Consider the following 11,925-nt stretch of genomic DNA (forward strand, 5'->3'; position numbering starts at 1 on the left):
TGCGAATTGAAATAAAATCGACTGATAAATATGGCTCTTGATGTGTGAATCGCAAGCAGTATTTATTGATGGGAAATGACGTACTGCCGATGTTGCGTGCTAGTAAATCTAATTCGTGCTGACTACCACATCGGCCCGGCGCGACTCGGGTAGCACCTTTAGCAGCTCCAGTTTTCCGTTTTTTACCACGCCTTCCACGGTGGTTTGGTAGGGGGCGTGAAGCTTGAAATGTACGTCCCACTGCTTCGGCCAGGCGGGGAGTAGGATGATTTTGTGGCCGTCGGTTTGCAGCAGCATTTCCTGGAGGCCCAGCATGCCGGAGCCGCCCCAGTTGTGGTCGGGGGCCCAGTCGTAGCCCGGCCCCCAGAAGGCGGGGAAGCGGCGGCCGGAGTCCTGGAGTTTCTTCACCGTCAGCTCGGCGGCTTCGTCGGTGAGGCCGAGGCGGGCGGCGAAGATGTTGTGCTGCTTCCAGCCCACGTGGCTGCGGAAGCGCTGCACGTCAGCATCATACCGATACGTGTTGCGGGCGGTGTCGAGGCCGGGTTTGCCCACGCCGTAGCGGCCCCAGGGGAACACCGGGTAGAGCTGCGGGCTTTCGGTGTTGTTGATGCGCTCCCAGCTTTGGGCGGGCGCGATGGTGGGGCGGCCCTGGCTTTGGTGGAAGCTGATGGCGGGCAGGCGGCCCAGCTGGGCGGCCCAGTGCTGGCGCTGGTCGGCGGTACCGTAAGGCGGCGGCAGGGCCAGCAGGCGCGTGAGCACGGTACGCAGGCCGGTGATGGTGGCGGTGGAATTGTAGGCCATCTTGTACGTCTCGGCCCCCGAGCCGGGGTAGAGCACGAGGTGGCCGGCGCCGTCGAGGGCTTTGGCGCCGCGCTGGCGGGCCAGGTACTGGTAATGCTCGTCGAAGAAGGCGACGCAGCTTTCCACGAAGGGCAGGTAGGCGGCCACGTCGTGGCCGGCGTAGCGCTCAGTTTCGAGCATCATCAGGCAGAATTCCAGCACGGTGTCCCACTCGTATTCCAGCCAGGCATTGTATTCCATGCCTTTGTCGAAGTCGGCGGGGCGCTTCCAGTTATACTCGGCGGGGTTAGGCAGGCCGAAGTTTTCGAGCTGCTCGGTGAAGCTCGCGCCGGGGTGCCGCCAGTAGGTCTGGCTGCGCAGCTCGGCGTTTTTGAGCAGGCGTAGGTAGAAGTCGAATTGCGGTTTCAGCAGGTCGAAGTCGCCGTTTTTCAGCATGGGCCAGTACACGAGGCGCTGGTTTTGGGCGGTGTGGGTGCCGCCGCCCCAGTTGCGGAAATCGGGCGTGAACTTGAGCGTAGAGTCCGTCAGCACCGGGTCGTAGGTGAAGAGGCCGCCGTTGAACTTGGTGGGCCACTGGCCGAAAGCGTTGCAGCCCAGCATGTAGCGCATCATCTGGTAGTTGCGGCCCGCCTGCCACTCCGGGGCATTAGCCGCTGCCTGGCCGGGCTGGATGTGGATGAAGCTGCGCTGCCAGTAGTCGCGCCACCAGGCCAGGGTGCGCTGGCGGGTAGCCTTGGGGCTTTGCTGCGCGGCGGCCAGCGTCTGGTGCAACTGCTGCTGCCACTGGCTCGCTACGGGCGTGGTGGCCGTGTGCAGCGCTATGGTGAGGGCGTGCGTGCGGGCCGGGGCGCGGCTTTTCAGCTTCCAGCCGTGGTAGGGCGTGTTGAGGTACCGGCCGGTGGTGGTGCCGGCCGGCTGCATGTTGCGGCCCTGCATCGCGCCGCCGAAAATCAGCTGCTTGAGCGGGTTGTACAACTGCGCTTTCACCGCTTCCAAACCCTGCTGCCGCACCGCCACGTCGAACACGGTTTGCGGCCGGTTTTGGTGGTAAAACTCCACGCTCGTAAACCTCACGGGACTCCTTTGGGGCGGCCTCTCTCCCGCGGAGAGGGGAGCCTGACGAAAAGCCATGCTGTCGCGCCGGGTAACCACGTCGCCCTGCGGGGCCCATTTGTAGGAGTTCTGGTTGTTTTCCTTGCCCTTGGTGGCGTGGTCGGCGAAGCGCCAGGTTTCGTAGGTGGCCTCGGCGCTCAGCTTCTCGCTGCCTGAGATTTCCACGTGAATATTGGGCTTGAACACCTCGACCCAGATGTGCACCTGGGCCGTGGATTTGCCCACGGTGCCGGTCAGCGTCACGTCGCCGGTTTGTAGCGTCAATTCCTGCTGGAACGTGCCGTGCTCGAACGGGTTGGGCGTGAGATGCAGGCGCACGCGGCCCAGCTTTAGCAGGGAGTTATTCTCATCAAAGGTGCCGCTGCGGGCTATGTAAAATAGGATGTCGCCACCTTCACTCCACACGTTCAGGCCGATGTCGCCGCCGCCGCAGGGCATGGATTCGCCGGCGTTGCGGCTGGGACTGGTCCAGGTGATGTTGTTGGTGGCGAGTTCGGTTTGGGCTTTGCTGGTTAGTGGCAGAAGAAACGCGGCGGCCCAGACGATTAACCTCACCCCCCGGCCCCCTCTCCCGCGGAGAGGGGGAGCCTGACGCAGGAATCGTTGAACGCACCCCCTCTCCGCGGGAGAGGGGGCCGGCCCCGGAGGGGTCTCGTGAGGTCCACGGCTGCTCATTGCGCCCAATCGTCCGTGCGGAACGACGATACCGGCAGCCCTTCGTTGCTGAACAGCGTGGCTCGCGTGAAGTCCTGAAACGCGTAGCGCACCGCCAACGGCACCTTCACCACCTCGGCCGAGACGTTGATGACGCTGCCCGCGATGGTGGCTTTGGCCGGGTACCACTTCTGGTCGGCTCCAGCGATTTCGAAGCCGGTCAGCTCCTGGCCGAAGCTGGTCATGCCCATCGGGCTGTTCTTGAAGCGCACGGTGGCCGTGTTGTCCTTCACCGTCAACGACTCGTAGGTCGGGCTCAGCGCGCCGAAGCCTTTGCGGCCGTAGGTCTGGGCCAGGGCCAGCAGGGCCAGGCGCTGGCCGCCCGGCTCCTTGCGCATGGGGTGGATGCTGGTTTCCTCGCCCACGTCGAGCAGCACGGCCATGGCGGTGTTGGGCACTTGGTCCTGCAGCTTGCGCTGGGTGTCACGGATGAAGGCCGAATTGTATTTGCCGCCCTTGTTTTTGGAGGTGCGGGTGTAGTCGAACGGCGCAATCTGGGCGTAGTAGAACGGGAAGTCGCCCTCGCCCCACTGCATGCGCCACTGCTTCACCATGGCCGCAAACAGCTTTTCGTACTCGTCGGGCCGGTCGTAGTTCGATTCGCCCTGGTACCAGATGGCTCCCTTAATGCCGTAGCCCTCAATGGGATGTAGCATGCCATTGTACAGCGTAGTAGCCGTGCGGCTCTGCAGCTTGATGGTGTCGCCCTTGGCCGGAATCTTCACGCCCGCAAACTGCCGGAGCGTTTCCGCATCCATCCACGCCTCAATGAACGAGCCGCTGTAGCTGCAATGCAGCAGCCCCACCGGCACCTGCAGCTGCTCCTGCAACAGCCGCCCGAAGTAGTAGGCCGTGGCGCTGAAATTGCTCACCGCCTCGGGCTCGGCCACGCGCCAGGGCGAGGGCTTGCTGTTCTCCTGCACCTCCGTAACCGACGAGCGGGGCACGGTATAGAGCCGCAGCTGGTCGTTTTTCGAGTGCAGAACAGCCTCGTTCGAGCCCAGCACCGGCTGGCCTTTGAAGCCCTTCATCGGCATCTCCATATTCGACTGCCCGCCGCAGAGCCAGACCTCGCCCACCAGCACATTTTTGAGCTGCACGGCCGGGCCGTCGCCGCTAATGCTCAGCGTGTAAGGCGTGTAGCTGGCGACGGGCGTCTTCACCTTCACCTTCCACTTGCCGGCCGCGTCGGCCTGGGCGGTGTATTTCTGCTTGCCCCAACTCGGGCTGACGCTGATGGTGCTGCCCGCCTTGGCCCAGCCCCACACTGGGCAGTCGGCCTGCTGTTGCAGCACCAGGTTGTCGGTGAACAGCGAGGCCAGGCGCAGCTGGGCGCGGCTGAGGAAGGGGAGGAGGAGGAAGAGAAGAAAGGCTTTCGTATTCATTGGTCGTTCTGGCGGGTTTACCTCACCCCCCGCCCCTCTCCTTGGGGAGAGGGGAGCTACGGTGGCGCGAGCGTAGCGCGGACTTTTAGTCCGCGCATGGGTCAAAAAATAACTACTCGCGGACTAAAAGTCCGCGCTACAATTCGTCAGGCTCCCCTCTCCCCGAGGAGAGGGGCCGGGGGTGAGGTCCTACCTCTTTACCGGTAGCCACACTTCCATGTCGTGCAGGCCGCGGTTGCCCCAGGCGTAATACGGCACCAGCTTGAAGGGCACGGTGGCGGGCTGGTCTTTGGAAAGTGGGTGGTAGAGCTGGCCCGCGTAGGCCGCATTGTCGGCGAAGGTGGTCTGGCCTTCCAGCCACACCACGTCGGAGCCGGCGATGGTGGTGTGGCGGGGCGTGAGGACGGTTTTGGCATCCAGAATCAGGCCGGTGAGGGGCTTGCCGGCAGGCAGGTCGCTGGCTTCTAGGCAGTAGACCACCGGGCCGCGCCGCACGGCTACCTGGTTGCGGGTTTCTTCCACCAAGGCGTTGGCTTCCAGGAGCTGCGCGGGCATCGGGAGCTGCAGCTCTACTCTGTCGCCGGCTTTCCAGCGGCGGTTGATTTCGGCGTACTGGCCGGGCGTGAGGGGGACGGCCACGGGCTGGCCGTTCACCAGCAGCGTCGCGCCTGCGCTCCAGCCGGGCACCCGGAAAAACATCGAAAAGGGCTTTTTCGGGGCGGTTTGCAGGGTCACTTTCACGCTGCCATCCCAGGGATAGTTGGTTTCCTGGGTGAGCTTGAGAGGCGAGCCGTCTTTGAGTTTCGTATTGAGGTTGTTGCCGCCGTAGAGGTTCAGCCACAGGCCTTTGTCCGAAATATTATACAAGTAATTATTGACCTCCGAAATGGTGCGGACCATATTGGGCGGGCAGCAGTTGGAGAGGCTGATGTAGTCGACCCGCTCCTTCGACCAGCGCTGCGCGAACGGCAAAGCCGTGGAATACGCCAGCGGATTGGTGTACAGAAAGCGCTGCCCATCGAGGCTGATGCCGGATAATACGCTGTTGTAGAGGGCGGTTTCCATCACGTCGGCGTACTTGGCGTCGCCCGTTATTTGCAGCATGCGCCAGTTCCAGAGCACGTTGCCGATGTTGGCGCAGGTTTCGCCGTGGGCCGTGAGGTTGGGCAGCTGGTAGTCGCGGCCGTAGGCCTGGTGGATTTTCTGCACCGTGTCGGGCTTGTAGGCCGTGCCGTCGGGCGACACGCCATCGTACAGCGCTCCGCAGGCCCCGGTCACGTACATTTTGTGCTGCGTCACGTCGTCCCACATCTTGTCCAAGGTGGTTAGCAGGGTCTTATCGCCGGTTTCGGCGTACACGTCGGCCGCGCCGGCGAAGAGGTAGTTGGCGCGCACGGCGTGGCCGCCGGCCTTCTGCATCTGGCGGAACGGCACCCGGTCCTGGTTGTCGTCGGTGCCAATGTCGGCGGCCAACCCGCGGATGTTGATGAGGCTTTCGGCCAGCTCCAGGTAGCGCGGGTCGCGGGTGGTGCGGTACATTTCCACCACGCCCATGTAGTGCGCGGGGCAAATGGCGTTGCGCGCCAGTTCGGGCGAGGCCGTTTTGTAGAAATTATACAGGTAATCGGTGGCCTTTTTGGCCGCGTTGAGCAGCGTGGTTTTGCCGGTGGCGCGGTAGTGCACGCAGCCGGCGGTCATCAGATGCCCCAGATTATACGTCTCGAAATTCAGCCGATTCTTGAAAGCCGCCTTCTGGCCGGGGTTATTCAGCTCCGCGATGGTGCTCTGGGTGCTGAGGTAGCCATCGGGTCGCTGCACCTTTACAATCAACGCAATGGCCTCGTCCAGCTGCTTATCCAGCTTGGGGTCGTGCGTCACGGCGTAGGATGCTGACAGCGCTTCCAGCAGCTTAAAAAAGTCGCCATCGTGAAACGGCGGGCCCTTGTGCTCGCCTTTTTCCAACCCAGCCGCAATTTCGAAGTTCTTGTACGCGTGGTTCCGGTCAGAGTGATAGAGCGTCCACATGGTCGGAATCATCGACTTCTGGCACACGTCGAACCGCTCGGCCCAGAAGCCGGTGGTCCATTGCACGCTGCCCATGTCCACGCTGCTGAGCTTGGCGTGGGTGCTGGCGGTGGTGTTGACGAGGGCACGTTGCTGGGCGAAGGCGGGGGCGGCAATGGTGAGGGCCAGGGCGGTGAGGACGCGGGCCAGGCGGGTCACCTCACCCCCCCGGCCCCCCTCTCCCGCGGAGAGGGGGGAGCCAGACGACGGGTTGCGTCCCCTTACGTTAGGCTCCCCCTCTCCGCGGGAGAGGGGGCCGGGGGGTGAGGTGACCAATGCCAGGTAACTAAACAAGTTTTTCATAATCAATTACTTTTCAGATAAAACAGAAAGAACCACCGGCCCCAACAGGCCGGCCGGCAACAACGGCTTGCCAGCGGCAGGCGACGGCGCGGTGGTCCACGTCCGGCGCTGGTCGGCGGGCAGGGCCTGGTCGCCGATGAGGCGGTTGGCCCAGGTGTTGGTAACGCGGATGCGGAGCTGGTTGTCCCCTTTTTTCAGGGCATCGGTGACGTCGAGGCGGTAGGGGGCCGTCCAGGCAATGCCGACGGGCTGGCCGTTGAGCTGTACTTCGGCCAGGTTGGCGATTTGGCCGAGGTCGAGGTAGATGCGGTGCGGCTTACCCTTCGTCGGCTTCCAGTTGAACGTTTGGCTGTACTCGGCCGTGCCGGAGTAGTGGCGGATGGCCGCGTCAGCGTTTTTGCTCCAATCGGTCAGCTGCGGAAAATCGACGGGCTGGGCCGGCCCACCGGCTTTCTCATCAAAACGCACCTGCCACGCGCCGCTAAGCGTTTGCACGGGTTTTGCCTCCCGCCAGTTCGGGCCAGTGTGGGCGCTGGGCTGCGCCGTTGGCTGCCGAAACACCACGAAAATGGAGCCGTTGCGGTCGAGGTGAAGCGGCAAGATGGTGCGGCCGTTTTCGGTTTTCCAATCGGTGGCCGGGCGGGTTTCGCCGGTCACGGCGTCCCACAGCTCCGGCTGGCGGCCGGCCACGCGCAGGCTCAGGTCGATGGTGCGGGCGCTGTCGAGCTGGTTGGAAATGAAGTAGATGTCGAACTGCGAATCAGCGCGGTGCGTCCAGGCAATGCCGTTGGCGCGCTGGCCGTTGGAGGGATTATTAGCTAAAACATCCGGTGCTAAGCCGAAGGGGGCGAAAGTGGTGGCGCGGTAGGGTCCAAAGAAAAGTCGGACCGCATGCTCTCGAAGAATCGTTGTATCAGACAGCAATTTTACCATGTGCTGCGCCGCTTCATCTGCCGCTGGGTAGCCACTTAGAGAGGGCGAGCGGTTTGGCTTACGGTCAAGAATTATGGTGGCTCCATCTTCGGCCAACTCTTGCAGTTTCTGCGCTACTTCGGGCGACATCGTGGTGCTATCGGGGCTCATTTTGCGCGCCCCCGGCACCACTAGCAGGCCGTAGCTGGCCCCGCCCGGCAGCACGATGCGGCCGTTTTCCACCTTCGCCAGCCGCAGCAGCGCGTCCTTGTTGAAGGAGTCGTACTGGTAGCCGTGCAGCGGGTCTACCAGCATATCGGCGGTTTCCATGTTGGCCGAGGCCGATACCTTTTCCGGCTGCTCGCGCATGGGCAGGCCGAGGTTGGCGAGGCGTTTTTGCTCGGCGGCCACGGCTTGCGGGCCGACGATGCCGGGCAGGTCGTGCACCAGCCGGTTGGGCAGGATGGCGCGGCGCGGCGTTTCCTCGCCGGTGAACACCGCCACATCTACCACGGGGCGGCCGAGCTGCAGTAGCGCCTGGCAGCGGCGGGCGTAATCGACCCAGGCGCGGCCGGGTTTCCACCAGGTTTGGTCGCGCTGGAAGAAGAGGCCGATGCCGCTCAGCGTCATGCCCGGCCGGCGGTCGAGCCAGGGGTTGTGCACGAATACGTGATATACCAGGCGGTTGACGCCCAGCGCGTAGTTGCGGTCCTGCAGGGCCTTGAGCATACCGGGGTGCTCGTCCCAGGCCAGTTTTAGCTCGGTGAAGGCTTCGGCCTGCACGATGTTTTTGCCGTAGATGTGCGCGCCCGAAATGGCGTCGAGCATGTCGTTGGGCTTGTCGTGGGTGGGGCTGCGGAGCCAGAATTCACCCATCGGCACGTCGGCGTTTTGGTAGTGCAGCAGGCCGTCGCTCACCATGGTGGGCGCAATGGCTTCGGCCGAAAACGTGCAGCCTTTGGCGTGCGCCAGGTCGCGCAGCGTCACGTAGAATTTGTCGTTCACCAGCTCCGCAATGGTCTGGCGCACATCGAATAACACGCGCTCTGATACGTCGGCGCTTTGCAGCGGCACGCCCGCCAGCACCGGCAGGTAGGGCAGCAAATCGTAGCCGCGCCGTGCCCGAAACTCAGTAGCAAAATTCCCCGACCAGTTCTGCGAGCCGCACTCCCAGCTATCGACGTGGAACACCTTGAGCACCCGCGCCGCCAGTTCCGGCCCGCCCTGCCGCACGGCCTCGCCAAACCACTTATCGAATTGCAGGCCAACGGCTTCGGGGTTGAACTTGTCGCATTCCAGCCCGCGCCCGCCGCCGCCGGTGGTGTTGATTTGGCCGGTGCTGGTGTGGCCCATCCGCAGGATGGTCCAGCGGCCGGGCGGCGCGGTCCAGGTCAGGCGGCCGGTGCCGTCGAGCTGGTCGGTGAGGTTGACGACGCGGCCCAGCGGCACGCATTGCGCGTCGGGTAGTTGCGTGGTGGTAGTGCGCTCGCTCACGCGCCACACGTCGCCGTTTTTGCCCTCGAACTGGTGAATGCGCGCCTCGCCGGAAAGCTGGATTTCCGACACTTTCAGGCTCTGCTTCCATTTGGCCGCATCCAAGTCCTCCGCGCCCGGCTCCGAGCCGGCAGGGTCGTAGGTGAAGCGGAAAAACCGGGCCGTGGTGGCGGGCAGCGCGTGGGTCACGGCGCTGCTGTCCTGCCAGCCGCTGCGGGGCGGCTGCAGGCGCGTGAGGGGCCGGAAGGTGCGGCCGTCGTCGCTCACGGATACCAGCAGGCGGTTGGCCTGGTAGTTATAGCCGTTGGAGCGGATGCGGAGGCTGCGGCAGGTAAACGGCTGGTCGAACGCGTATTGAATCCAGCCCGGCTCGCTGGTTTTGAAGCCTTTTCGGTTGCCCTGGGTCGCTAGCAGGTCGAGGTTTTCGCCGGTCAGGCTGCTGGTTATCTGAGGTTTGCTGCTAGCTGTGGAAACGCCGCTGCCGATGGGCGTGGGGTAGGCGTACACGGCAATGTCGCGGTAGTAGCCCTGCACCGCCGGCGGCCGGGGCAGCGTCAGACTCAGCTTTTTGCCGCCCGTCACCAGCGTTTGGGCCGATACGACGTGCTGCATCGACAGCTCGGGCGTAATCCACGGCCCGCCCGCCAGCGCGAAGCCGTCGCTCACGTGCATGGCCAGCTTCAGCCCCAGCCGGTCGGCTTCCTGCATGGCGTGCTTCACCATCGCCCACCACTGCGGCGACAATTGCCGCGCCGGCGGCGAGATGGCCGGCGGGTTCTCCACGTCCTTTATCGGCATCAGGTACGCCCCGCCGATGCCGGCTTCCTTCATGGCCGCCAAGTCGGCGGTGATGCCTTCCGGGGTCACGGCCCCGTTCATCCAGTACCAGAACACCCACGGCCGCGCCGCCTCGGGCGGGTTCTTGAAGGCGGACTCCAAATCGGCCGCTTGCTGGGCGCACGCTGGGGCCGGCAGCAGGCCGAGAAGCGGCAGCGCAAGCAGCAGGAGCGACTGAGGGAGCAAGCGGGTTTTCATGGACAGGTTTTGAATGTGAATTTTTAGAACGTCATGCTGAGCGCAGTCGAGGCATCTCGCTCGCATCGTTGCAACGGCATTGGATACCGCCGCACGCGAGATGCCTCGGCTGCGCTCGGCATGACGTTTTGCAATCTGTATCTACACCAGCCGCCCGCGCACCCGGTACCCGTACAGCCCGAAGGCCAGCACCACCACGAAGCATACCAGCGGCACCACGTAACCGGCCTGAATGACATCGCCGCGCAGGTCGATGACCGTGCCCATGAGGTAGGGCATGATGGCCCCGCCCACAATCGACATCACCAGCCACGACGAGCCGGGCTTGGTGTCGTCGCCCAGACCAGTGATGCCCAGCGCGAAAATCGTGGGGAACATAATCGACATGAAGAAGCCCAGCCCCCCCAGCGCGTAGATGACCGATGCGCCGTCGCCGAACATGGCCACGCCGCACAAGGCGATGGCCGCAACCGCGTAAATGCTCAGCAGCCGCTGCGAAGGCACGTACTTGAGCAGCGCCGTGCCCACGAAGCGCCCCACCGTGAACAGCAAGCCGTACAGCCCCAGGTAGTAGCCGGCCGTCTTCTCATCGAAGCCGCCGCCTTGCTTGGCCGCCCGAATGAAAAAGCTCGTGACGCATACCTGCGCCCCCACGTAGAAAAACTGGGCCATCACGGCCCAGGTCAGGTGCCGGTGCCGCAATACCGAGAAGAAGCCGCCGCCCGTGCTGGGCTCGTCCTGCTCGGCGCGCACTTCGGGCAGCGCCACGAAGTAAAACAGCGCCGCCACCAGCAGCAACACGCCGCCCAGCACCATATAGGGCAGCTTCACCGCCGCCGCCTCGCCGTTGAGGTAGGCCACGCGCGTGGCTTCCGACATGGCCGCCAGCTGCGCGGGGCTGTATTCCTTGCCCGACAAAATAAACCAGGTGCCCACCACCGGCGCCACCATCGCCGCCAGGCCATTGAACGAAGCCGCCAGGTTGAGCCGGCTCGTGGCGCCCTCGGGTGGCCCCAGCACGGCGGCGTAAGGGTTGGCCGCCGTTTCCAGCGTCGTCAGCCCACAGCCGATGATGAACAAGGCCGTGAGAAACAGCCCGTAGGACCGCGCCCCGGCGGCCGGCACAAACAGAAACGCGCCCGCCGCAAAAGTGACCAACCCAATGATGATGCTGTTCTTATACCCAAACCGCTTGAGCAGCATCCCGGCCGGAATGGCCATCAGGAAGTACGCCAGAAACACGGCCGTATCCACCAGCGTCGACTGCCGGTTATCGAGCTGGCAGGCCTTTTTGAGGTGCGGAATCAGGATGGAATCCAGGTTGTGCGCCATGCCCCACAGAAAGAACACGCAGGTAACCAGGATGAACGGAAACAGGTAGCGCTGGCTGCCGCCGCTGCCTTCGGCAATGGGCGCGGGCGCGGTGGGGTTGGGGGCAAGGGCCATTGGGTGGGATATTTAAAGGATTGTAACTGAATAAGAACGTCATGCTGAGCGCAGCCGAAGCATCTCTACCGCTTCGCCTGACGAAACCTCACCCCCTGACCCCCTCTCCTGCGGAGAGGGGGCACCGGTTATGCGTGGTTCAGATTCGTCAGGCTCCCCTCTCCCTAAGGAGAGGGGCCGGGGGTGAGGTTCCGGCGTCCGCTCACTCCCGCAGCTTCACTACCAGCAGGTGGTCGCAGGCCAGCACCACTTCGCCGTGCTCGTTGAATACTTCCACGTGCTCCGTTACGGTGCCGTAGCCGGGGTTTTTGTGGCCGGCTTTCTCCGAAATCGTGACTTCGGAATGGATGGTGTTGCCGATGAAGACGGGCTTGATGAAGCGCAGCCGGTCGTAGCCCTTGGAGAAGGCTTCGGGGTTGATTTCGGAAGCGGTGAGGCCGATGCCGATGCTGAAAATCATGGTGCCGTGCGCGATGCGCTGGCCGAAGGGCTGGGTTTTGCACCAATCCGCGTCGAGGTGGTGGGGGAAGAAGTCGCCCGTGTGCCCAGCGTGCACCACAAAGTCGGTTTCGGTGATGGTGCGGCCGAGGGTGACGCGCTTTTCGCCGAGGGTGTAGTCTTCGAAAAAGGTGGATTTGAAGTACATAAGAAGTAGCTT

Annotated in this window: 6 protein-coding genes; all 6 read right to left on the reverse strand. The window is 63.7% G+C overall.

What is annotated here, in order from left to right; translation table 11 throughout:
* Positions 1-108: 108 nt before the first annotated feature.
* Entirely contained in the window at positions 109-2,469 is a 2,361-nt protein-coding gene (locus ACYVHT_RS08025; RefSeq protein ID WP_460549836.1) for a DUF5703 domain-containing protein, read from the reverse strand.
* Positions 2,470-2,585: 116 nt separating this feature from the next.
* On the reverse strand, positions 2,586-4,013 hold the full coding sequence (locus ACYVHT_RS08030; RefSeq protein ID WP_460549839.1) for a sialate O-acetylesterase family protein: 1,428 nt from the start codon (positions 4,011-4,013) through the stop codon (positions 2,586-2,588).
* Between the two features lie 189 nt (positions 4,014-4,202).
* The gene (locus ACYVHT_RS08035) at positions 4,203-6,236 is read right to left on the reverse strand and encodes a glycoside hydrolase family 127 protein (protein WP_460549841.1); all 2,034 of its coding nucleotides are present in this window, start codon (positions 6,234-6,236) and stop codon (positions 4,203-4,205) included.
* Between the two features lie 150 nt (positions 6,237-6,386).
* On the reverse strand, positions 6,387-9,821 hold the full coding sequence (locus ACYVHT_RS08040) for a glycosyl hydrolase family 2 protein (protein WP_460549843.1): 3,435 nt from the start codon (positions 9,819-9,821) through the stop codon (positions 6,387-6,389).
* 141 nt (positions 9,822-9,962) lie between these two features.
* The gene (gene fucP, locus ACYVHT_RS08045; protein WP_460549845.1) at positions 9,963-11,267 is read right to left on the reverse strand and encodes a sugar MFS transporter; all 1,305 of its coding nucleotides are present in this window, start codon (positions 11,265-11,267) and stop codon (positions 9,963-9,965) included.
* A gap of 202 nt (positions 11,268-11,469) precedes the next feature.
* A partial coding sequence (locus tag ACYVHT_RS08050) for a MaoC family dehydratase (protein WP_460549847.1) occupies positions 11,470-11,925 on the reverse strand: 456 nt, incomplete at its 5' end.

It is taken from the genome of Hymenobacter daeguensis, from assembly GCF_054780555.1.